This is a genomic window from Dialister micraerophilus, assembly GCF_947090205.1.
Classification (GTDB): Bacteria; Bacillota; Negativicutes; order Veillonellales; family Dialisteraceae; genus Dialister; species Dialister micraerophilus.
The window spans coordinates 71,901-95,662 of sequence record NZ_CAMUNF010000003.1 but is presented as its reverse complement, the minus strand read 5'-3'; the positions used below and the strand labels follow the sequence as shown (position 1 = coordinate 95,662).

The 23,762-nt window shown below is 29.4% G+C and carries 20 protein-coding genes and 1 riboswitch; all 20 genes read left to right on the top strand.

The window, feature by feature from the left end; genetic code table 11:
* Window positions 1–10 precede the first annotated feature (10 nt).
* Window positions 11–2,431: an ATP-dependent Clp protease ATP-binding subunit gene (locus P6922_RS02970; RefSeq protein ID WP_276874130.1), complete on the top strand. Its 2,421-nt coding sequence runs from the start codon at window positions 11–13 to the stop codon at window positions 2,429–2,431.
* Between the two features lie 59 nt (window positions 2,432–2,490).
* On the top strand, window positions 2,491–3,891 hold the full coding sequence (radA, locus tag P6922_RS02965; RefSeq protein WP_276874128.1) for a DNA repair protein RadA: 1,401 nt from the start codon (window positions 2,491–2,493) through the stop codon (window positions 3,889–3,891).
* 110 nt (window positions 3,892–4,001) lie between these two features.
* The gene (locus P6922_RS02960; protein WP_276874125.1) at window positions 4,002–5,090 is read left to right on the top strand and encodes a PIN/TRAM domain-containing protein; all 1,089 of its coding nucleotides are present in this window, start codon (window positions 4,002–4,004) and stop codon (window positions 5,088–5,090) included.
* The gene (gene ispD, locus P6922_RS02955; protein WP_276874123.1) at window positions 5,087–6,268 is read left to right on the top strand and encodes a 2-C-methyl-D-erythritol 4-phosphate cytidylyltransferase; all 1,182 of its coding nucleotides are present in this window, start codon (window positions 5,087–5,089) and stop codon (window positions 6,266–6,268) included. The genes P6922_RS02960 and ispD overlap by 4 nt, the downstream gene beginning before the upstream one ends.
* Window positions 6,252–7,709, top strand: coding sequence for a glutamate--tRNA ligase (gltX, locus tag P6922_RS02950; RefSeq protein ID WP_276874121.1), 1,458 nt, complete (start codon window positions 6,252–6,254; stop codon window positions 7,707–7,709). The genes ispD and gltX overlap by 17 nt, the downstream gene beginning before the upstream one ends.
* 139 nt (window positions 7,710–7,848) lie before the next feature.
* The gene (locus tag P6922_RS02945) at window positions 7,849–8,490 is read left to right on the top strand and encodes an amino acid ABC transporter permease (RefSeq protein ID WP_007554601.1); all 642 of its coding nucleotides are present in this window, start codon (window positions 7,849–7,851) and stop codon (window positions 8,488–8,490) included.
* Window positions 8,490–9,227 (top strand): amino acid ABC transporter ATP-binding protein, encoded by a 738-nt coding sequence (locus P6922_RS02940; RefSeq protein ID WP_276874119.1) that lies wholly within the window; start codon window positions 8,490–8,492, stop codon window positions 9,225–9,227. Before P6922_RS02945 ends, P6922_RS02940 begins: the two co-directional genes overlap by 1 nt.
* Window positions 9,228–9,294: 67 nt before the next feature.
* A riboswitch (SAM riboswitch) is annotated at window positions 9,295–9,393 on the top strand.
* A 54-nt stretch (window positions 9,394–9,447) separates the two neighbouring features.
* A complete protein-coding gene (gene metK, locus P6922_RS02935; protein WP_276874116.1) occupies window positions 9,448–10,635 on the top strand; it encodes a methionine adenosyltransferase in 1,188 nt (395 codons plus the stop codon).
* A gap of 69 nt (window positions 10,636–10,704) precedes the next feature.
* Window positions 10,705–13,068 (top strand): replication restart helicase PriA, encoded by a 2,364-nt coding sequence (priA, locus tag P6922_RS02930; RefSeq protein WP_276874115.1) that lies wholly within the window; start codon window positions 10,705–10,707, stop codon window positions 13,066–13,068.
* Between the two features lie 37 nt (window positions 13,069–13,105).
* Window positions 13,106–13,567, top strand: coding sequence for a peptide deformylase (gene def / locus P6922_RS02925; protein WP_007554606.1), 462 nt, complete (start codon window positions 13,106–13,108; stop codon window positions 13,565–13,567).
* Window positions 13,568–13,575: 8 nt separating this feature from the next.
* Window positions 13,576–14,523: a methionyl-tRNA formyltransferase gene (gene fmt, locus P6922_RS02920; protein ID WP_276874112.1), complete on the top strand. Its 948-nt coding sequence runs from the start codon at window positions 13,576–13,578 to the stop codon at window positions 14,521–14,523.
* A complete protein-coding gene (gene rsmB / locus P6922_RS02915) occupies window positions 14,504–15,850 on the top strand; it encodes a 16S rRNA (cytosine(967)-C(5))-methyltransferase RsmB (RefSeq protein ID WP_276874110.1) in 1,347 nt (448 codons plus the stop codon). The genes fmt and rsmB overlap by 20 nt, the downstream gene beginning before the upstream one ends.
* Before the next feature lie 3 nt (window positions 15,851–15,853).
* On the top strand, window positions 15,854–16,888 hold the full coding sequence (gene rlmN / locus P6922_RS02910) for a dual-specificity RNA methyltransferase RlmN (RefSeq protein ID WP_007554592.1): 1,035 nt from the start codon (window positions 15,854–15,856) through the stop codon (window positions 16,886–16,888).
* A 71-nt stretch (window positions 16,889–16,959) separates the two neighbouring features.
* Window positions 16,960–17,694 (top strand): Stp1/IreP family PP2C-type Ser/Thr phosphatase, encoded by a 735-nt coding sequence (locus P6922_RS02905; RefSeq protein ID WP_007554541.1) that lies wholly within the window; start codon window positions 16,960–16,962, stop codon window positions 17,692–17,694.
* 14 nt (window positions 17,695–17,708) lie between these two features.
* Window positions 17,709–19,565, top strand: coding sequence for a Stk1 family PASTA domain-containing Ser/Thr kinase (pknB, locus tag P6922_RS02900; RefSeq protein WP_276874107.1), 1,857 nt, complete (start codon window positions 17,709–17,711; stop codon window positions 19,563–19,565).
* Window positions 19,565–20,440: a ribosome small subunit-dependent GTPase A gene (gene rsgA, locus P6922_RS02895; protein ID WP_276874104.1), complete on the top strand. Its 876-nt coding sequence runs from the start codon at window positions 19,565–19,567 to the stop codon at window positions 20,438–20,440. The genes pknB and rsgA overlap by 1 nt, the downstream gene beginning before the upstream one ends.
* A complete protein-coding gene (gene rpe, locus P6922_RS02890; protein WP_276874102.1) occupies window positions 20,437–21,078 on the top strand; it encodes a ribulose-phosphate 3-epimerase in 642 nt (213 codons plus the stop codon). The genes rsgA and rpe overlap by 4 nt, the downstream gene beginning before the upstream one ends.
* Window positions 21,079–21,119: 41 nt before the next feature.
* Window positions 21,120–21,944 carry an Hsp33 family molecular chaperone HslO gene (locus P6922_RS02885; protein ID WP_276874100.1) on the top strand — a complete coding sequence of 275 codons (825 nt, stop codon included), beginning with the start codon at window positions 21,120–21,122 and terminating at the stop codon, window positions 21,942–21,944.
* Window positions 21,937–22,731, top strand: a complete 795-nt coding sequence (gene mtnP / locus P6922_RS02880; RefSeq protein ID WP_276874098.1) for an S-methyl-5'-thioadenosine phosphorylase — start codon at window positions 21,937–21,939, stop codon at window positions 22,729–22,731. Before P6922_RS02885 ends, mtnP begins: the two co-directional genes overlap by 8 nt.
* On the top strand, window positions 22,728–23,753 hold the full coding sequence (mtnA, locus tag P6922_RS02875; RefSeq protein ID WP_276874096.1) for an S-methyl-5-thioribose-1-phosphate isomerase: 1,026 nt from the start codon (window positions 22,728–22,730) through the stop codon (window positions 23,751–23,753). The genes mtnP and mtnA overlap by 4 nt, the downstream gene beginning before the upstream one ends.
* The last annotated feature ends 9 nt before the right edge of the window (window positions 23,754–23,762 follow it).

Genomic DNA, 23,762 nt, shown 5'->3' with positions numbered 1-23,762 from the left:
AGTGATACTAATGGAAGACAGATATACTGAAGGCGTAAAAAATGCATGGAAATACTCGGCAAAAATTGCATCGAGTTTAAATTCCGAATACATTGGGTTGGAACATCTTTTGGTCGGTATTGCACATGAAAAAGACGATGCCGGTAGTAAAATTTTATCTATTGTAGGAATAACGGAAGAAAACTTATTAGAAATTTTAAAAAGCTATAAAAAACATTCAATTCTTTCATCTGATGAATTATATGTAGCTCCGCAAACTAAACGTATTTTAGTTACTTCTGTAGAAGAAGCAAATAGAATGCATATGCAATATGTAGGAACGGAACATCTTCTTCTGGCTATACTTCATGAAGGTGATAACTTCATAATGCAAATTATGGATTATTTCAATGTTACACAAGAAAAAATAATAGATGCATTTAACAAAGTTTTATCAGAAGATTCATATAACAAGAAAGATTCATCATTAGGTGAACTCGGCGAATTTGCAATTGATTTAAATGAACGTGCAAAAGAAGGTAAAATAGACCCTGTTATAGGTAGACAAGATGAAATAAATCGTGTTATTCAAATCTTAATGCGAAGAAATAAAAATAATCCGGTATTAATTGGAGAACCGGGTGTAGGAAAAACTGCAATTGCTGAAGGTCTTGCACAAAGAATAATAACTCAAGATGTACCTGAAATGTTGAAAAATTGTAAAATTATATCTTTAAATATTGCTTCTATTGTTGCAGGTACAAAATATAGGGGTGAATTTGAAGAACGATTAAAAAAGATAATAGATGAAATAAAAAAACATAAAGATTGGATTTTATTTATTGATGAAATTCACACCCTGGTAGGTGCAGGTTCAGGATCCGGAGAAAGCGGATCGATGGATGCCGCTAATATAATGAAACCGTCTCTTGCAAGAGGAGAATTACGTTGTATAGGTGCAACTACTCTTAATGAATATAAAAAATATATTGAAAAAGATGCCGCATTGGAACGTCGTTTTCAATCTGTAATAATCGGAGAACCAAACCGTGAAGATACAATAAAAATTCTTAAGGGTTTAAGAGATAGATATGAAGCATTTCATAATGCCAAAATTACTGATGAAGCTATTTTAAATGCAGTAGATTTATCAACCCAATATATAAATGATAGATTTCAACCGGATAAATCAATAGATTTGATAGATGAAGCTTCAGCAAAAGTAAAAATTCAAGCTTCATTATCACCTGACAATATAAAGTCATTGGAAAATAAATTGAAATCTGTTCAAAAAGAAAAAACAGCTGCAGTTTCTTCACAAAATTTTGAAAAAGCTGCCGAATTGCGTGATATTGCTAAAAGTTTATCAGATAAAATTGCTGAATATAAGAAAGCTAAAAAAGATGATAATCCAAAACCGTTAATTGTTACTGGTGAAGACATAGCAGAAGTAGTTTCAAAATGGACAGGAATACCGTTGCAAAGTTTAAAACAGAGCGATTCAGAGCGTTTGTTACATTTAGAAGATGAGTTGAAAAAAAGAGTTATAGGACAGGATGAAGCGATTCATGCAGTAGCTCAAGCTATTAGAAGAGCAAGAGCCGGAATGAAAGATCCGAAACATCCGATAGGTTCATTTATATTTTTGGGATCTACAGGTGTAGGAAAAACTGAATTGGCACGCGCACTTGCAGAATACATGTTTGGTAATGAATCTGCTTTAGTAAGATTTGATATGTCCGAATATATGGAAAAACATGAAGTATCCCGTTTAATAGGAGCACCTCCAGGATATGTAGGCTATGATGAAGGAGGACAATTAACTGATGTAATACGTCGTAAACCGTACAGCATTATATTATTTGATGAAATAGAAAAAGCACATTCTGATTTTTTCAATATTCTTTTACAAGTATTGGATGATGGTAGACTTACTGACGGACAAGGAAGAACGGTTGATTTTACAAATTGCATCATTATAATGACAAGTAATTTAGGTGCTAAATATTTAAATAAAAATATTAAATCTTTAGGATTTGAAATAACCGGAAAGGATATAAAAGAAATATCATTTGAAAATCAAAAAACACAAATTCTTGAAGAGGTAAAAAATACATTTAGACCTGAATTTATAAATAGAATTGATGAAATGATAGTATTTAAACCGCTTGAAGAAAAAGAATTAAAATCTATAATAAAATTACTCCTTAAAAATACTGAAAATAAAATGAATAGTTTACATGTTAAATTATCAGTATCTGATAAAGCTGAAGAATATCTGATAAAAGAAGGATATAGTTTCGAATATGGAGCACGACCTTTGAAAAGACTTATTCAGAAAAAAATTGAAAATAATATTTCAGATATGATTATAAAGGGAGACCTTAAAGGTAAACGTCAATTAAATATTGATTTAAATAATGAAAAACAATTAGTTTTCAATACGTTGTAATTTTGTGTAGTATAATAAGACATGAGTGAATTCATGTCTTATTATTTTGGGGTAATATTATGGTTGCAAAGAATATAAAGAAAACAAAGTTTGTTTGTAGTAATTGTGGAAATATAAGTTCTAAATGGGTAGGAAAATGTTTGCAATGTAATGAATGGAATAGTATGCATGAAGAGAGTGAAATTAATATTACAAATCCTAAAACATTTTTTAGTTCAAAATCAGATTTAAAAAAGCCGCTTAAAATATCAGAAATAAACTCAAAAAGCAATGAACGTATAAATTTAGAATTTCCCGAAATAGATCGAGTTTTGGGTGGAGGAATCGTTCCGGGATCTGTGATATTATGCGGTGGAGAACCAGGCATAGGTAAATCAACTTTAATATTGCAAATTTGTAAGTTTGTAGCGCAAAAAAATAAAAAAGTTTTATATTGCAGCGGAGAAGAATCCGAATTTCAAATAAAAATGCGTGCAGAGCGCATTGGATTGTTTGAAGACTCTTGCTATATAATGTCTGACGGCAATTTAGAAAATATAATAAACGCAACACAAAAAATAAATCCGTCATTACTCATAATAGATTCAATACAAACTGTTTTTATAGCAAATTCGAATACGTCAATAGGAAGCATTACACAAATTCGTGACGTGACATCCATTTTAATAAATTTAGCCAAAAGAGATAATATCGCACTAATTATAATAGGACATGTAACAAAAGAAGGAAACCTCGCAGGACCTAGAATGTTGGAACATATGGTTGATGCTGTAGCGTACTTGGAAGGTGATCGAAGTTATCAATTTCGTATGCTCAGAATGGTAAAAAATCGTTTTGGTTCCACAGATGAAACAGGATTATTTTCAATGAATAAGACAGGCCTTTCAGCTATAAATAATCCTTCCGAATTTCTATTAAGAGAAAGAGCATCAAATATTCCCGGAAGTATAGCAACAACACTGTTAGAAGGAATGAGAGCAGTTATCATTGAAGTACAAGCACTTACAGTAACAACAGTCTTGAATATGCCGCGCAGAGTTACTGTAGGATATGATTACAATAGAGTAACTATGTTACTTGCTGTACTTGAAAAAAGAGCACATCAATTATTTAGTAGAAATGATGTATATATAAATATTCCCGGTGGAATTTATGTACGAGAAACAGCTGTAGATTTGGCAGTTGCTTTAGCTATAGTTTCTATAAATAACGATATACCTATATCTGCAGAAATGATTGTTTTAGGTGAAGTAAGTTTAACAGGAGAAATATTACCTGTTTCAGGAATAATAATACGCATAAAAGAAGCGATAAAAATGAAATTTAAAAAATTTATTTTACCAATGGGTAACAAAAAAGATGTAGAAAAATATTTTAAAGAAAATGATTTATTATATTTATTAAAATATACACATTTTATAACACATATAAATGATGCAATTAATTTAATAAAAAAATAATAATACAAATAAAATAAGTACAATTGTACTCAAAGCTTAATTTATGTGATAATATAATTATTGTATTAACTTAATGTATGCAATATAAACTATTTATTAGAGGAATTTATATGTCAGAAAAAATTTTAAGGGTTATTTTTATAATACTCTTTACAATATTAGGAATTGCATTATCTACACAAACATCATTTATATTATCGTTAATAGTACCCGAAAATATATTAAATTTTATGATTTTAGGAATTACGATAATATCAGGTGCATCAATAATTATAAATGCGATAATAGGTGCATTTATAGGTTTTTTTATAGCGCCATATTTAATAAACAAACTTTTTAAATTAACATCACATGTCGAAAAATCATTAACGGCAAATTCATTACAAGATTTATTAATTGGGACATCCGGACTTTTTATCGGACTGATAATTGCAAATTTAGTTGGACTTGCATTTAGAAGTGTACCTTATATAGGGCCTTATATATCCGTAGTACTCAGCATAGTTTTAGGATATATAGGTATGCACTTGGGAATTAATAAAAAAGCTGAAATTTGGGAATGGATAATTTGTCACGGAAAAGAGTCAAAAAATAAAAAGGTCGGGAAATTATTAGATACAAATATTATAATTGACGGAAGAATTGCAGATATTTTTAAAACAGGATTTTTAGAAGGACCTTTAGTTATTCCTGTTTTTGTATTGGAAGAATTACAAAAAATATCTGACTCATCTGATATTTTAAAACGAAACAGGGGACGCAGAGGCCTTGATATATTAAATCAAATGAGAAAAAAACAAGAAGATGAAGTTATCATTATAAATGATGATTTTGAAGATGTAAATGAAGTCGATTCTAAATTAATAAAATTAGCAAGACAAAAAAAATATAAAATAATAACTAACGATTATAATTTAAATAAAGTTGCAGAATTACAAGAAATAGAAGTATTAAATATTAATGATTTAGCTATAGCAGTAAAACCTGTATTGATTCCAGGTGAAGAAATAGTTGTACAACTTATAAAACACGGAAAAGAAGAAGGTCAAGGTGTTGCATATCTGGACGATGGAACTATGATTGTAGTTGAAAATGGAAGTAAATCAATAGGAAAACAAGTCTCAATTATGGTTACATCTGTATTGCAAACCGCCGCCGGAAAAATGATTTTTGCAAAAATAGGAGAAAAACAAGTATGAACAGCATGATTCTTCTATGTGCAGGTGCAGGTAGTAGAGTAGGATTTTCTTTAAATAAGTTATTATTAAAACATGAAAATAAGACGTTGGCGCAATACACTTTAGAGAATATTTTTTCTTCAAATCAAATAGATGAATTAATTATAGTAGTTAAAAATTCTGAAATAAAGATTTTTAAAAATATACTTTCTAAAATTCGACATACTGTAAAAGTTAAGTTTACGTCAGGAGGAAAAACACGATTTGAATCCGTGAAAAACGGGTTGTTGTCTGTGGATCCAGAATCAGATTATTTATTAATTCATGATTGCGCAAGACCTTTTATAAACAATAAAATTATAAAGGTTTTATTAAATAATATTGATAAAGATACGCCTGGTGCAATACCATTTTTGTCTTGTAGCGATACAATAAAAGAAAAAGAAAAAAATATTGTAAAAAAAACTTTGAATAGAAATAATTTAATAAAAATTCAAACACCTCAAGTTTTTATTACTAAAATATTTAAAGATGCAATATCCAAAATACCTTCAAACAATATTGAAATAACCGATGATTCATCCATATTGGAATATTCAGGTTACAAAGTTAAAATTTGTAAAGGTTATGAAAAATTATTTAAAATTACAACAATTGAAGACTGGGAACATTTTTGTGAGATAATTGATAGAGATAAACTTATGTATAGAATAGGTCAAGGCTATGACATTCATAGAAAAAATTTAAAAAATACGCTTATCATAGGCGGTGTTAAAATTTTAAATGAAAAAGGACTTGAGGGTCATTCAGATGCTGATGTACTTATTCACGCTATAATAGATTCTTTATTGGGAGCAGCAGGATTATCAGATATCGGCACGTATTTTCCGGATACAGATATTAAATATAAAAATATTTCAAGCTTAACGATGTTAAAAAAAGTTTCAGAAATTATAGAAAAAGAAAATTTTGTTATTTCAAATATAGATACAACTGTAATAGCTCAATCACCTAAACTTATTAAATATATCCCGGAAATGAAAATTAATATATCAAAAATATTGAAAATAAAAATTAATCAAATAGGTATAAAAGCTAAAACAAATGAAAAATTAGATGCTGTAGGAAACGATAAAGCAATAATTGCATTATCAACAGCTTTGATTGTCAGGAGGCACTGTTATGCAGAAGAAAATTAGAGTAAGATTTGCGCCGAGTCCGACAGGACCTTTTCATATAGGAGGAGCAAGGTCTGCTTTATTTAATTGGTTACTTGCCAAACATATGAATGGTGATTTTATCGTACGTATTGAAGATACAGATACGGTACGTTCAACTAAAGAATCTGAAGAAAATATAAAAGAATCTTTAAAATGGTTAGGTCTTAATTGGGATGAAGGAATTGATGTAGGTGGTCCTCATGCTCCATATAGACAAACTGAGCGTTTAGAAAAATATAAAAAAATTGTAGAACAGTTAATAAAAGAAGATAAAGCATACTATGCATATGATACAGCTGAAGAATTGGAAGCAAGTAGACAAGCACAACTCAAAGAAGGAAAAACTCCTGTATATCAAGGTTACTGTAAAAATCTAACAGCTGAAGAACAAAAAAAATATAAAGAAGAAGGACGAAAGCCGGTTGTCCGACTCAGAGTTCCTACACATGGTGTTTTTGAATTTGATGATATGGTCCGAGGTCATGTAGAATTTCAAGCATCAGGAGTGGGAGATTTCATAATTATGAAATCTGACGGAATACCTGTATATAATTTTGCTGTAGTAATAGATGATATAGACATGGAAATTACACATGTAATACGTGCAGAAGAACATTTATCAAATACACCGCGTCAAATAGCTATATATCAAGCATTAGGACACGAAGCACCTGTTTTCGGACATATATCACTGATACTAGGTTCAGACCACAAAAAGATGAGTAAACGACACGGTGCAACTTCTATTACTTCTTATAAAGATATGGGATATTTACCTGATGCAATAGTAAATTACCTTGCTTTGTTAGGTTGGGCACCTGAAGGTGAAGAAGAAATATTTACAAGAAATGAATTAATAGAAAAATTCACTATGAATCGCGTTTCATCAAATGATGCGGTTTTCGATATTGAAAAACTGAACTGGATAAATTCTCGCTATATAAAAGAATTATCACCCGATCAATTACTGGAATTTTTGATGCCTTTTATAGTTAAAGTCGGATACGAAACATTACCGATTTCTCCGGAGCGTAAAGAATGGCTTAAAAAAGTTGTTTGCTACGTTCAAGAAAGATTGTCATATGGTATGCAAGTAGAAGAAGAACTGAAAATTTTCTACAGAACAATTGGAGAAATTAAGAACGAAGAATATAAAGAAATTATGAAAGCCGACTCAAGTAAAAAAATTCTTCAAGCTTTTATAGAAAATCTTGAAAAATTAGATTTATTTGAAGATGATTTTATAAAGAAATGCTTTACAAATGCAATGAAAACGACTAATATAAAAGGAAAACTTGCATTTGAACCTGTTCGAATTGCATTAACAGGAAAAACAAAGGGTCCCGGTATATATACAATGATTTCTTTATTCGGTAAAGATAAAACTTTAAATCTTTTAAAAAAAGGTTTAACTATTTAAGAGAATTAATGAACGAAGAGTTCAGTAAATAACTCTTCGTTCATTTTTTTAAATAATATTGTTGACTAACTATTCTCTTAAATGTAAAATTATACATGTTGTATTTAAATTTTATTTAAAAGGAAAAATAGGATAAATTATGAATTTTGAATTGATTCAACAGGCATTCCCATTATTACTTTTGGGGGCCGGAGTAACTATTGAAATAACAGCTGTAAGCGTTGCTATAGGATTGATTATAGGATTGATTATAGGAATATTACGTATCGGTCAAATTCGTGTATTGCGAATTATTGCAACAATTTATGCTGATTGCATCCGAGGTACTCCTTTATTGGTTCAGATATTTTTAATTTACTTTGCTTTACCTATGATTAGCGGACATAGAGTTGATCCGTTTTTAGCTGCAGTTACTGCATGTGGTATAAATAGCGGTGCTTATGTTTCGGAAATCATACGTGCAGGAATACAATCAATTGATATAGGTCAAATGGAAGCCGGAAGATCATTAGGATTAACATGGTGGCAGACAATGTACCATATAATATTGCCTCAAGCTTTAAGAAATATACTTCCACCGTTAGGTAATGAATTTATTGCAATGTTAAAAGATTCTTCACTTGTTTCTGTTATTGGATTTGAAGAATTAACACGTAGAGGACAATTAATTATTGCACAAACGTATGGTTCTTTTGAGATTTGGCTTACAGTTGCATTTTTATATCTTGTTATGACATTAGCTATTTCTCGGTTAGTATCATTTTTAGAACGGAGAAAATAATGGAAGCTACAAAAACTTTAATAAATGTAAATCATATAAGTAAATCATTTGAAAATACTTCAGTTCTTAATGATATATCATTGAAAGTCAATGAGGGTGAAGTTGTCGTTATTATAGGACCATCAGGTTCAGGTAAAAGCACATTACTCAGATGTATAAACGGTTTGGAAACTCCTACTACCGGAATTATAACATTTGACAATATGCCTCTAAACGGAGAAGAAAACATTAACGCTGTTCGTACTGAAGTTGGTATGGTTTTTCAACGTTTCAATTTATTTCCGCACATGAGTGTCATAAAAAATTTAATGCTTGCACCTATGAAAGTAAGAGGATTATCAAAGGAAGAAGCTTATACCAGAGGTATGAATTTATTAAAAAAAGTTGGATTACAAGATAAAGAAAATGCCAAGCCCTCTCAACTTTCCGGTGGTCAACAGCAACGTGTAGCCATTGCACGTGCTTTAGCAATGAAACCTAAAGCGCTATTATTTGATGAACCTACATCGGCACTGGATCCTGAAATGGTACATGAAGTTTTAGATGTTATGAAAGAAGTTGCAAACGAAGGTATGACAATGGTTGTTGTTACTCATGAAATGGGTTTTGCGCGTGAAGTAGCAACAAGAGCAGTTTTTATTGATCACGGAATTATAGTTGAAGAAGGAGAACCCAACAACTTATTTAAATCACCAAAAGAAAAAAGAACAAAAGCTTTCCTTTCACAAGTTTTATAAAAAGTCTTACTTGATAAATTATTAATAAAGATTTATAATGATTTTGAATTAAATATGAGACTTATGTCGCTCATCAAGAGTAGCAGAGGGACTGGCCCTATGAAGCTACGGCAACCATCATTATGAAACGGTGCTAATTCCAACAGCAAAAGCTGGCAGATGAGAGGAAAGATTCCTCCCTGTGCGGAGGTTTTTTTATTAAATAATAATGGAGGTTATTATGCCCAATAAAACATTATTCACTTCAGAATCAGTTACTGAAGGTCATCCTGATAAAATAGCCGATCAAATTTCTGATGCCATATTAGACGCAATTTTATCAAAAGATCCTGATGGACGTGTTGCTTGTGAAACAATTGTAACAACAGGACAAGTACATGTTTTCGGTGAAATATCTACCAAATGTTATATAGATATACCGAAAGTAATAAGAGATACTATTGAAAAAATAGGATATGTAAATTCAGATTATGGGTTTGACAGTAAAACATGCGGTGTACTTGTATCAATTGATGAACAATCTCCTGATATTGCAATGGGTGTTGATAAATCATTAGAGGCAAAGAAAAACAAGAAAATAAAATATGATATCGGTGCAGGAGATCAAGGTATGATGTTCGGTTATGCAACAAATGAAACTGAAGAATTTATACCTCTGCCGATTCAATTGGCACAACAATTAGCTAGAAAATTAGCCGAAGTAAGAAAAAGCGGTGAATTAAATTATTTACGTCCCGATGGAAAAACACAAGTTACGGTAGAATACATTGATAATAAACCGCATCGTGTTGATACGGTTGTAATATCAACACAACACTGTCCGGAAGTATCTCATGATAAAATAGAAAAAGATATAATAGAGCATGTTGTAAAGAAAATTATTCCTGCAAAATATCTTGATAAAGATACAAAATATTTTATTAATCCTACAGGAAGATTTGTTATCGGTGGACCGCAAGGTGATGCAGGACTTACCGGACGTAAAATAATAGTAGATACATATGGCGGTATGGCACGTCACGGCGGTGGCGCATTTTCAGGAAAAGATCCTACAAAAGTCGATCGCTCTGCAGCATATGCAGCAAGATATGTAGCTAAAAACATTGTCGCTGCAGGAATTGCAGACAAATGTGAAATTCAATTAGCTTATGCTATAGGTGTGGCAAAACCCGTTTCAATAAGAGTAGATACATTCGGTACAGGTAAAATTTCTGAAGAAAAAATTGTTGAATTAATCAACAAAAATTTCGAATTACGTCCTGCCGGTATTATTGATATGCTTGATTTAAAGAGACCTATATATAAACAAACTGCGGCATATGGACATTTTGGAAGAAACGATTTGGATTTACCGTGGGAAAAATTAGATAAAGTATCTGTATTGAAAAAAGAATCAGGTATAAAATAAAAGATGTGATAAAATAAAGAGATGTAGCAGTTAATGTTACATCTCTTTATTTTATAAAAGTAGGGTAAAATGAAAATAACTATAGCTGAAATACTTATAAACAGACCATCAAAGCATTTAAATCGTACGTTTTCATATCGCATTCCTAAAAATTTAAGTTATATAAATATAGGTTGGAGATGTGTCGTTCCTTTTGGAAAACATAAAGAAGAAGGTATTGTAATTTCAATAAGAGAAATTGAAGAAAATTCAGTATCATATAAAGTTTTAGACATTGAAAATACAATTGATTCATATAATTGGTTTTCAGATTCAATGATGCAATTGGCATATTGGATATCTTCATATTATTTATGTACTTTATTAGATGCACTCAGATTATTTTTAATTGACAAAAAAGGTATAAGAAAAGATATAAGTTATTTTATAAATTGGGACATAATACCTGAAAATCACAAAATAAAAGAACTAATAGATATTTCTGTAAAAACGGTACGTAAAGATGCAATAGAAAAGATATTATCAAAAAATAATATTAAAGAATATATAGATAAGCAATTTTTTTCTGTTCAAGAAATTTATGATTCTACATATAAACGTCCTTTAGATAAATGGATAAAATTAAATAATACCGATATAAATTTTAAACTCGGTCCAAAGCAATTTGAATTAAAAAAATATTTAGATAAAAACAAAGAAGCTTCTGTAGACAATTTAAAGGAAAAAGGATTTTCAAGTTCGGTAATAAATGCTGTTTGTGATAAAAATATAGCAAAATATTTTTACAAATACAGAAAAACGTTTTCTTTGATAAAAGATACAATAAAAAAGAAAGATAAAAAAATTTTAACTGATGAACAAAATAATGTTCTGAAAAATATACTAAAAAAAATAAAAGAAAGTAAATATTCAGGAATTTTATTAAAAGGTGTAACGGGTAGCGGAAAAACAGAAGTTTATTTAAGAGCTACAGAAAACGTATTATTAAATAACGGTACTGTTTTAATACTTGTACCTGAAATATCAATGACGGATCAAATCATATCATACTTTACTGAATATTTCGGTTCGAATATTGTTTTTATGCATAGCAACTTAAATAAAAGTGAACGTTATAACAACAGGATGAGAATACAAAACGGCGAAGCACGAATTATTATAGGTTCTCGTTCAGCTTTATTCATGCCTTTTAATAATTTAAAGCTTATTATAGTTGACGAAGAATATGATTTTTCATACAAACAAAGTGATGGACCAAGATATCACGGAAGAGATGTAGCCAAAATGTTGGCAGTAATTCATAATTGCCCAATTATATTAGGTGCAGCTACACCATCAATATCTACATATAATTCTGTTGAGAATAAACAAATAGATTTACTTGAAATTAATTATAGGATTCATAAAACTCCACTTCCTAAAATAAATATAATAGATATGCAGGATGAATACCTTTTAGGAAATTACTCGTTATTCTCCGGATATCTTTTAAAAAAATTAAAAGATACCAAAACAAATACTAAAAAATCTATACTTTTTTTAAATCGAAGAGGTTTTTTTACATATCTCATTTGTACTAAATGCGGAAATACTGTAAAATGTCAACATTGTGACGTTTCATTGGTTTATCATAAAGATAAAAAAAGATTACAATGTCACTCATGTGAAAAATTTTTTGATGTAATTACAATTTGTCCGAAATGTAATAATAAATTGATATATAAAGGATTCGGAACACAAAGAATTGAAGATGAAATACATAAATATTTGCCTGAGTTAAAATGTAAACGATTAGATATAGACAGTATTTCAAAAAAAGGAAGTTCGGCTCAAATATTAAATGATTTTCGTTCAGGATTATTTGATGTTTTATTAGGTACACAATTAGTTACAAAAGGGCATGATATCCCCGATGTTAAAACCGTAGGAATTTTAAATGCTGATGGAATGTTGAATACTCCCGGATATTTATCTGCAGAAAACACTTTTAATACACTTACTCAATGTGCAGGTCGTGCCGGTAGAAATAAAGAACAAGGAGAAGTAATTCTGCAAACTTATAATCCATCTCATTATGTTATACAATCTATAGCAAAACATAATTATGAAGAATTTTACAGAAAAGAAATCGAATATAGAAAAGCTTTATTTTATCCGCCGTTTTCAAAATTAATTAAAATATCAAGTTTTAATAAAATATATGAAAAAGCATTATATAAAGCTAATCGTATATATAAGTATTTATCGCAAAACAATCAAAATGACGTTATAATTGTACCGCCTTATGATGAAAATCTGAAAAAAATTCGAGACAAATATTATATTTCAATATTAATAAAAGGGAAAAATCTTTCTTCAATAAAAACAATAATAAGAAATTCTTTTATTTCTGAAGAAAATGATATAATTATAGATGTAGATCCTATATATTAAACTAAAAAGTTAATTTTATAAAGAAAGAGGTTATATTGTGAGTGAAGTAGTAAAAGTAGGTAAAGCCGTACTTAGAGAAGTTGCCAAGCCCGTAACAGAAGAAGAGTTTTTGCAACATAAAAAAATGAAACACTTAATTGCAGACATGAAAAAAACTATGTATGCGGAAAATGGAGTAGGACTTGCTGCTCCGCAAATTGGATTATCAAAACGTATTTTTGTTGCAGACTGTAACGACGGATTTGATGTATATATAAATCCTGAATGGGAACCGCTTGATGATTCAAAAGTAATTGAAACGGAAGGATGTCTTTCAGTTTCAGATTTATATGGAGAAGTCGAAAGATATGCTCATGTAATAGTTAAGTATCAAGACATTCGCGGTAAAAGAAAACAGAAAAAAGCAACAGGATTGTTTGCAAGATGTGTTCAGCATGAAATTGATCATTTAAATGGAACTTTATTTATTGATAAAGCTATTACATTAAACAAGAGGTAATCAAATAATTGCAAAATAAATATAAAATAATTTTTATGGGTACACCGGAATTTGCAAAACAATCTTTAGAAATGCTTTGTAAAAATGAATATACCCCCATAGCTGTATTTACTAAACCGGATAAAATAAACGGAAGAAACGGAAAAATTACTTTTTCTCCTGTGAAATTATATTCATTAGAACAAAATATTCCTATACACCAGCCGACAACTTTAAAAGATGAAAGCCAGTATAAATTAATTAGTGAATACAAACCTGATATTATTGTTGTCATAGCTTACGGTAAAATTTTACCTGAAAATATATTAAGAATTCCCAAATATGGTGCAATAAATGTTCATGCATCATTATTACCTAAATACAGAGGTGCAGCACCGATTCAAAGAGCCATAATCAACGGAGAAACAAAAACCGGAATAACCATTATGAAATTGGATAAAGGTATGGATACAGGAGATATTATTTCACAAAAGGAAATTCCTATTTCTCAAGAATCAACTGCAGAAAATTTATTTGAAATTCTTGCAAAAGAAGGTTCATATGAACTTGTAAAAGTTTTAAATGATTTAGAAAAAAAACTCAGCGAATCTATAGCTCAAAACGAAAGAGAAGCAACATACGCAGAAAAAATAACAAAATCTTCCGGACATATAAATTGGAATTTACCTGCAAACACAATACATAATCTTATACGTGGAATGTATCCGAATCCCGGTACATATACATTTTTCAGGAAAAAACGAATAAAATTACATAAATCAAATTATAAAAATGTAGATAATAAAAATATTCCTTCAGGAACAATAATATCTTTAAAAGATGATATTATTCATGTATCTACAGGTAAAGGTATTTTAGAAATTTATGCTTTGCAACCTGAAAATCATAAATGCATGTCATCACGTGATTTTATTAATGGATATCAAATAAAAATAAATGAAAAATTCGAATTTTAAACAAATTAATGAAAGATTATTAGCATATCAGTGTATATATGAGATTTTTTATAGAGATGCATATGCTAATTTAAGCCTACAAAAAATTTTTAAATCACATAAGTTACTTAGTAGGGATAAAGCTTTAATAACTGAATTGGTATATGGAATTTGCAGAAAATGCAATTATCTCCAATATATTGTTGAAAAATTAAGTAATCGTTCAATAAATAAAATTCATAAAAGCGTAAGAATTTTATTATATTTAGGTTTGTATCAATTAATATATTTAGATAAAATTCCTGAATCTGCTGCTGTAAACGAAACCGTAAAATTGACAAAAAAAATTACACATCAAGGTAATGTCAAATTTGTAAATGCAATTTTGAGAAATTTTTTAAGAAAAAAAGCTGAAATTAATGATTTTTCCAAGTTAAGTAAATTTGAAAAATTATCATTGATTTACAATCAGCCGATTTGGTTAATACAAAAATGGAACAAAGATTATGGTATAAATAAAACAAAAGAAATTCTACAAGCTTTTAATTTACCTGAAAATTTATTTGTTCGTTGTAATGAATTAAAAATTACAACAAATGACCTGATTAAAATATTTGATGAAAACAAAATTGAATATTCCGGTGTTGAAAATTTCCCAAATATTTTTCTTATAAAAAATGGTGTAAATCTTTTTAAAACAGATTTATTAGAAAAGGGATATATTTTTATACAATCAATATCTTCCATAATTCCCGCTTATGCATTAGATCCGAAACCTTATGAAAAAGTTTTGGATATGTGTGCGGCACCGGGAAGTAAAACAACTCAAATAGCACAATTAATGGATAATAAGGGTTCTATAGATGCTTGGGATTTATATCCTCATAAAATTAAATTAATAGAAGAAAATATAAACAGATTGGGTGTAAAAATAGTAACTCCTAAATTGCAAGATGCAACAAAATTATTACCGACATTAACTGGACAATATGATAAAGTATTGTTAGATGCACCTTGTTCGGGATTAGGTGTTTTAGGACATAAACCTGAATTAAGATGGCGTAGAACGGAAGAAACTATTGAATCATTAATATCAACACAGAAAGATTTACTGAAATGTGCATCAACATATGTAAAAAAAGGTGGTACCTTAGTCTACAGTACATGTACGTTAAATATAAATGAAAATGAAAAAATTGTTGACTGGTTTTTAAATCAAAAGAAAGAATTTTTTTTAGATTCTATAGCTATTAATGATATTATAAATTCTGAAAACGGGATGTTGACTTTATGGCCCGATACTCTGAAAAGTGACGGATTTTTTATCGCTAAATTCAAAAGGAGATAATTTATGGGTTTGGACATATGGGGAAAGTCATTAAAAGAATTGGAAGAATATATAACATTAAACAATTTTCCTAAATTCAGAGCAAAACAAATACATGATTATCTCTATCATAGATGCATATTTACATTTGATGAAATGAAACAACTACCGAAAAATATGCGTGAATGGTTAAAAGAAAATGCAAGTATCTATATACCTGAAGTAATAAACAGTATACAATCCAATGACGGTAATACAACAAAAATTCTTTTTAAATTAAAGGACGGATCATTGGCAGAAACTGTTTGCATGCACCATAAGTACGGAAATTCAATTTGTGTTTCAACACAAATCGGTTGTGCGATGGGGTGTATATTTTGTGCTTCAACCAGAAATGGATTGGAACGTAATTTAACATTTGGAGAAATGTTATCGCAAGTATATGCATTTAAAAAATTAAAAAACATTTCTGTACATTCAATTGTTTTAATGGGAGCGGGAGAACCCTTAACAAATTATGAAAATTGTTTGAAATTTATAAAATTGTGTAATGACTCCTCAATTTTAAATATAAGTTATAGAAATATAACTTTATCTACATGTGGAATAGTACCTCAAATATATAGATTGGAAAAAGAAAATTTACCTATAACACTTGCAATATCCCTCCATGCTCCTAATGACAAAATTCGCAATGAAATTTTACCCTCAAGTAAGCATTTCAAGATAGAAGACGTTATACGTGCTTCAAAACATTATTTTGAAAATACAGGTAGAAGAATTACATTTGAATATATACTTATAAAGGGAATAAATGCAGCTCCGGAACATGCTGTAGAATTAGCTAAATTAGTTGGAAATTTAAATTGTCACATTAATTTGATTCCTGTCAATGGAACTGAACATATTCAACTATTTGCACCTTCAAAAAAAGAAATATTTGAATTTCAACAAATTCTTGAAAAAATGGGGAAAAGTGCTACAGTACGCAGACAAATGGGAAATGAAATTCAAGCTGCATGCGGACAGTTAAAACGAAGATATTTGGAAAACAGATAAAATTGACTATAAATATATCAAATGGTAAGATGAAAACAAGTTAAGTTTCTGCATATCGGAGAAATAAAATCATGATAAGAGTTTATGGTGAATGTAGAAAAGGTTTAGTCAGAAAATTAAACGAAGATTATATATATGTTTCAAATAATCCTTATTTTATACTTGCCGACGGAATGGGCGGATATAAAGGCGGACAAATAGCAAGTAGAATTGCGGTAGAATCCGCGAAAGACTTCTTTAAAGAAACTCCTCAGGTATCTGTTTCTGAAGAGGTAATGAAGAAGTCTATTTTATATGCAAATAAGATAATTTTGGAGCAAAAAAAAGATTACCCTAATTTAAATCAAATGGGTAGTACTTTAATAACCGTTGCCTTAAATAAAGATAAAATATATTGGGCTCATGTTGGAGACAGTCGCATATATTATTTTAAAAACGGAATATTAAAACAGATTACTGAAGATCACTCTTTTGTAATGAATCTTTTAAAAAAAGGGAAAATTACCATAGATGAAGCAAAAAAACACCCGAGAAGAAACGAAATTACACGTGCGGTCGGTATAAATGAAGACTTAGACGTCGATACAGGAGAAATCAGGCTTGAAAAAAACTCAGTAATTTTAATTTGCAGTGACGGACTCACCGGAATGCTGGAAGATTACACAATAAATAAAGTTTTATCCGAATACAAATTCAATACTGATGAAAATTTAAAAAACTGTGCAGAAAAATTAATGGAATTGGTATATGACGCAGGTGCAAATGACAATATATCACTAATTCTTATTAGTTATGAAAATGATTGATTGTGGAGAAAATGATGATTGGTAAAATTCTTGATGAAAGATATAAATTAGAGAAAAAAATCGGTTCCGGTGGAATGGCGGATGTCTATCAAGCAAAAGATATTTTACTTGATAGAATTGTTGCTGTAAAAATTCTTCATAGTAATTTCGCTGAAGATAATGATTTTATAGTAAGATTCCGCCACGAAGCACAATCTGCCGGTAAATTATCGCATCCTAACATAGTAGGAATTTATGATGTAGGTTGTGATCAATCTATTCATTATATAGTTATGGAATATGTTGAAGGCGAAACATTAAAACAATATATTAATTTACATAAGCATATTCCTATTGACGTTGCTGTAAGAATTACTATAGAAATAGGTAGTGCATTAGAAGAAGCTCATAAAAACGGAATAATACATTGTGACATAAAACCGCATAATATATTGCTTACTGAATCAGGTAAAGTAAAAGTTACAGATTTCGGTATAGCAAGAGCTGTAAATTCATCTACAATAATGAACAAAGAATCTATTTTAGGATCTGTTCATTATTTATCACCTGAACAAGCTGCCGGTGATAAAGTTACTGAAAAAACAGATATCTATTCATTAGGTATCGTTTTCTATGAAATGCTTACACATCATCTTCCATTTGAAGGAGACACTGCGGTAAGTATTGCATTAAAACATATGCAAAATGATATTCCCAAACCAACTAAATTCAATCCGGCAATATCTCCAATGCTGGAAGAATGTTTATTGACTGCACTTGCAAAAAATCCAGATAAAAGATATGACACAATTTCCGATTTTATTTCGGAATTACGCATAGCACAAGGATTTACAATGTCGATATATAAACGTGCAGATCACGACTTAAATTCTATAACTAAACCTATTTTAAAAACAAATTTAAATAACAGAAATAAAATAAAAAAAGAAAATAAATTTTTAAAATTTTTGAATCAAATGCCTCAAAAATATATTTGGATAAGTATGGTAGCGTTATTTGTCATTTGTTTCGCATGGGCATTTTTCAGTTTCGGAAATTTTTGGAGTACGGAAAATATACCGGTTCCGAACGTAGTAGGTAAACCGGTTGAAGTTGCCGAACATATTTTAAAAAATAAACATTTAAGAGTATCCGTTGATGAAATATCCGATAATGAAGTACCTGCCGGAGAAGTTATCTCACAAACACCTCAGGCCGGTACAAATGTCAAAGAACAACGAATTATACATTTAACTGTAAGTAAAGGCGGATCAGTTATTTTAGTTCCCGATTTAAAAGGATTAACTATAGAACAAGCTAAAGAACGATTGGAAAAATTAGGATTATCATTGGGTGCAATAGAAAACGGAAACGACAGTGAAGAAGAACCGGATACGATTTTATCACAAAATCCGGTAGCAAAAACTAAAGTAGATAAAGGAACAACAGTTAACGTTGTAGTAAATATGAAACAAAAACTTGTCGTTCCCAGTGTTGTTGGAATGACTTTAGGAGATGCAAAAGCATCACTTACAAATGCAAAATTAAATTTAGGAAGCATTACATCACAAGACGGTGCATCAGAATCAGATATGAATTCAATAGTAGTATCACAAGATCCGGCTGTAGGTTTTACAGATAAAAATGTAGTAAATCTTGTAATCGGTAGATCCAAATCCACAAGAAAGAGCGGAAATGTAAGTGTTTCAATGCCTAAAACAGGTTCTGATCGACACGTTGTAATTTATGCTATTGATGATAACGGAAAACACTCTGTATATGACAATATGGTTCCACCCGGGGAAGTCGTATCTATAAACGTATCAGGTGTAGGAGATGTAAGAATTCAAGTTTATATAAATGATGATTTAGTACAAGAACGGAATTTGTAATGAAAGGTATAATTATAAAAAACGAGAACGGATATTTCTCAATTCTTGGAAAAACCGATAAATTAGAACTTTGTCGTTCACGCGGCAATTTAAAAATGAAAACAAATTTATTGGTAGGAGATATTGTAGAATATGACTTGGAAATAGGCTCAAATCCGGTCATAACTAAAATATATCCAAGAAAAAATACTCTCCAAAGACCACCTGTGGCAAATATAGATCAATTAGTTTTAGTTGTTGCTATAAAAAATCCTGATATAAATTTAAATCTATTAGATAAAATGATAGCAATAGCTGAAAATAACAACAGTATACCTATCATATGTATAAATAAGTTTGATTTATCACGTGATTATGCAAAGAAAATAGAAAATTTATACAAAAAAATAGGATACACTTCAATATTGATATCAAAATTTGTACCGGAAAGCATTGAAAACTTAAAATACAATCTTTCAGATAAAATTAATGCATTTACAGGACCGTCAGGTGCAGGCAAATCAACTATACTCAATCAATTAATAGGCAAAGATTACTTTAAATCTCAAGAAGTAAGTGCATATACCGGTAGAGGAAAAACTACTACGAGGCATGTAGAACTTGTAGAATTAAATTCTGAAACTTATGTTATAGATACTCCAGGATTTACTTGCTTAGATACAACATCTCTTATAGATTCCAAGATTGACACATTATTTAAAGAATTTAATAATTATATCGGACTCTGTAAATTTTCAGACTGTAAACATTTATCAGAACCTAAATGTGCCGTCTTAGATGCATTGAAAAATAATTTAATTTCTAAATTAAGATATAACTCTTATAAAAAAATATTACTTGAAATAGAAGAAAATAAGAGGAGGCTTTATAAATGAAAATTGCACCATCTTTATTATCAGCAGATTTTGCCAATTTAGAAAAAGAAGTAAGAGAAATAGAAAAAAGCGGTGCTGATTTATTGCATTTAGATATGATGGATGGGCATTTTGTTCCAAATTTAACATTTGGAGTACCTATTATAAATGCTATAAGAAAACATACAAAATTACCATTTGATATACACATGATGGTTTTTAATCCTGAAAAATATTTAGATGAATTAGAAAAAGTCAGAGTACAAATGATTTCATTTCATCAAGAAGCAAGTATTCACCAAGATCGCATAATTCAGGAAATCAAAGAAAGAAAAATAAAAGCAGGAATAGCTATTAATCCCGCAACATCAATTAATAACATAGAACCGATTTTACCTATTTTGGATTATGTTTTAATAATGAGTGTAAATCCGGGATTCGGTGGCCAAAAATTCATATACTATACACTCGAAAAAGTAAAAAAACTCAAAAAAATAATACAAAATAACGGATATAATACTTTGATTGAAGTTGACGGAGGAATCAAAGCAGAAAATATTCAATTGTTAAAAGATGCCGGAGCTGATATTTGTGTTGCAGGATCGGCAGTGTTCGGTAAGCCTGATAGAAAAAAAGCTATAGACATACTCAAAATATAAAGATCCGTTTAGGGTCTTTTTTATTATAAAAGAGGAAAAACATGGGATATATTAAACACTATATAAACTCTTACAATTTACGTATTATATCAACGGATCTTACGGGAATTACACAAAATGTACAAAAATTACATAAATTATCTGCATTTTCTGCAACAATTTTATCCAAAGTATTTTTAAGTACAGTACTATTGGCAAAAGACTTTAAAAATAAAGAATCTATTTCATTACAATGGCAAACAAACAGCCCGTTAGGAATAATATTTGCAGATGCATATAATGTAAATTATTTAAGAGGATATATTAAAACTTCTCAAGAAAATTTAATAAAAGAAAAAAACGAAAAAGAATTCCTTGCGAAATATAAAGGTATTTTATCAATAAATAAATACTCACTACTTAAACATCCTTTTAAAAGTATTATAAAAACTACAGAAAATTCAATTGATAAAATATTTACAGATTTTACAATTAAATCAGAACAAATAGAGTCCGAATTTCATACAAATGTCGACACGAATATAAATGGACAAATAACAAAAGCAAGCGGTTTTTTAATTCAATTATTACCCCAAGGGAATATGAAAAAATTTAAAGAAATAAATGAATTATATAAAAATCAAACGTTAGATGAACTAATAAAAAAAGAAAATTTTGAATTAATATATGAGACAAAAATAAAATATAAATGCACCTGCTCAAGAGAAAAAGTTTTTTCTTCTTTAAAACTTCTTTCACAGTCGGAACAAAATGAATTGTTAAAAAGAGGAGCAATTGAAATTACATGTAATGGCTGTGGTAAAAATTATAATTTTACAAAAAATGATATATTAAATCTCATAAAAACGGAGAATAACAATGAATAAATTAGCGTTTATAGGCGGAAGCGGTATTTATGACCCTAAAATTTTAGAAAAAACAGAACAAAAAAAAATTGAAACTCCTTACGGAATTTCATACTATACTTCTGGTATATATAAAAATAAAGAAATAATTTTCATGGCACGTCATGGAAATAAACATACTGTTCCTCCTCATAAAATTAATTATAGAGCAAATATATATGCATTAAAAATACTAGGTGTAACGGCAATTATTTCCACATCTGCAGTAGGTAGTTTGACTTTAAAATATAAGTTGGGAGATTTTATATTGATAAATCAATTTATAGACATGACTAAAATGAGAGAAAATACTTTTTTTGATGGTATTTTACATGGAGTAGCTCATGTAGATATGACAGAACCATATTCTCCTGAAATAAGAGAATTAATATTAAAAGAGGCAAATAAACTTAATATTACAATACATAACGGAGGAACTTATATTTGTACAGAAGGTCCAAGATTTGAAACACCTGCAGAAATAAAAATGTTTAAAAAATTTGGTGCAACCGTTGTCGGCATGACAAATGTACCTGAATGCCAACTTGCAAGAGAAGCAGGTATTGCATATGCAACCATATGTATGATTACAAATTTTGCTGCAGGAATTTCAAAAAACATAATAACACAAGACGAAGTATTTGAATGTATGAATAAAAACTCCATAAAATTTCAAAACATCTTAAAAAATATAGCCGATATATATATAGAAAATCCTGAAAAATTTACAAATAAAAATATTCCACATGCAGAGGTTATTAAATTATGAATGCAATAAAATGGAACAATAATGAACTTATTATTTTGGACCAGCGTAAATTACCTTTAACAACATCTTATATAAAATGTAAATCATATAAAACTGTAATTGATGCAATATATACATTATCAGTACGAGGTGCACCTTTAATAGGTATAGCTGCCGCTTATGGAATGGTATTAGCTGCAATAGAATCACAAAAACTTCCTAAAAGCGGACAAAAAGATTTTATAATAAATGCAGGTAACAAATTGAAAAATACCAGACCTACCGCAGTTAATTTATCCTTAGTTATAAATAAAATACTTAAACTAACAGAAAAAAGCGATTTAAAAAATATTATAAATATCTTATTAAAAGAAGCCACCGATATAGATAAAGAAGATCAAATATTATGCGATAAAATTGCAAATAACGGTGTTGAACTATTTAAAAATAAAACAAATTTAAAAATTTTAACACATTGTAATACAGGTTCACTAGCAACCCAGGGTATAGGAACTGCATTGGGGATTATAAAAAAACTCAATCTGAATAAACAAATAAAGTGTATTTATATAGATGAAACACGACCGTTATTACAAGGATCACGTTTAACAGCATATGAATTGAATAATGAAAAAGTACCTTGTAAACTTATAACAGACAGTACAGCTGCATTTATATTAAAAAAAGAAAAAATAGATGCCGTAATAGTTGGAGCCGATAGAATTGCATCTAACGGTGATACCGCAAATAAAATAGGTACATACGGATTGGCTATAGCAGCAAAATTTCATAACATACCTTTTTATATAGCGGCACCTTCGTCTACATTTGATTTTAATCTAAAAAACGGAAATCAAATTATAATTGAAGAGCGCGACTCAAAAGAAATAAAAGAGTATAATAATAAAGAAATATCACCAAAAGAAATTGATGTATATAATCCGGCGTTTGATGTAACAGATAATACGCTGATAACCGGTTTTATTACTGAAAAAGAAATATTGTACCCTCCATACGATATATCTTTTTTAAAACTTAAATAAAAATATATA

What these genes read in the sequence shown, in the direction of transcription:
- P6922_RS02945 (WP_007554601.1), top strand. Translation starts at nt 7,849, where the DNA reads ATGAATTTTGAATTGATTCAACAGGCATTCCCATTATTACTTTTGGGG.
- rlmN (WP_007554592.1), top strand. Translation starts at nt 15,854, where the DNA reads ATGGGTTTGGACATATGGGGAAAGTCATTAAAAGAATTGGAAGAATAT.
- rsgA (WP_276874104.1), top strand. Translation starts at nt 19,565, where the DNA reads ATGAAAGGTATAATTATAAAAAACGAGAACGGATATTTCTCAATTCTT.
- pknB (WP_276874107.1), top strand. Translation starts at nt 17,709, where the DNA reads ATGATTGGTAAAATTCTTGATGAAAGATATAAATTAGAGAAAAAAATC.
- mtnA (WP_276874096.1), top strand. Translation starts at nt 22,728, where the DNA reads ATGAATGCAATAAAATGGAACAATAATGAACTTATTATTTTGGACCAG.
- P6922_RS02960 (WP_276874125.1), top strand. Translation starts at nt 4,002, where the DNA reads ATGTCAGAAAAAATTTTAAGGGTTATTTTTATAATACTCTTTACAATA.
- gltX (WP_276874121.1), top strand. Translation starts at nt 6,252, where the DNA reads ATGCAGAAGAAAATTAGAGTAAGATTTGCGCCGAGTCCGACAGGACCT.
- P6922_RS02940 (WP_276874119.1), top strand. Translation starts at nt 8,490, where the DNA reads ATGGAAGCTACAAAAACTTTAATAAATGTAAATCATATAAGTAAATCA.
- mtnP (WP_276874098.1), top strand. Translation starts at nt 21,937, where the DNA reads ATGAATAAATTAGCGTTTATAGGCGGAAGCGGTATTTATGACCCTAAA.
- ispD (WP_276874123.1), top strand. Translation starts at nt 5,087, where the DNA reads ATGAACAGCATGATTCTTCTATGTGCAGGTGCAGGTAGTAGAGTAGGA.
- rpe (WP_276874102.1), top strand. Translation starts at nt 20,437, where the DNA reads ATGAAAATTGCACCATCTTTATTATCAGCAGATTTTGCCAATTTAGAA.
- metK (WP_276874116.1), top strand. Translation starts at nt 9,448, where the DNA reads ATGCCCAATAAAACATTATTCACTTCAGAATCAGTTACTGAAGGTCAT.
- rsmB (WP_276874110.1), top strand. Translation starts at nt 14,504, where the DNA reads ATGAAAAATTCGAATTTTAAACAAATTAATGAAAGATTATTAGCATAT.
- priA (WP_276874115.1), top strand. Translation starts at nt 10,705, where the DNA reads ATGAAAATAACTATAGCTGAAATACTTATAAACAGACCATCAAAGCAT.
- radA (WP_276874128.1), top strand. Translation starts at nt 2,491, where the DNA reads ATGGTTGCAAAGAATATAAAGAAAACAAAGTTTGTTTGTAGTAATTGT.
- P6922_RS02970 (WP_276874130.1), top strand. Translation starts at nt 11, where the DNA reads ATGGAAGACAGATATACTGAAGGCGTAAAAAATGCATGGAAATACTCG.
- P6922_RS02905 (WP_007554541.1), top strand. Translation starts at nt 16,960, where the DNA reads ATGATAAGAGTTTATGGTGAATGTAGAAAAGGTTTAGTCAGAAAATTA.
- P6922_RS02885 (WP_276874100.1), top strand. Translation starts at nt 21,120, where the DNA reads ATGGGATATATTAAACACTATATAAACTCTTACAATTTACGTATTATA.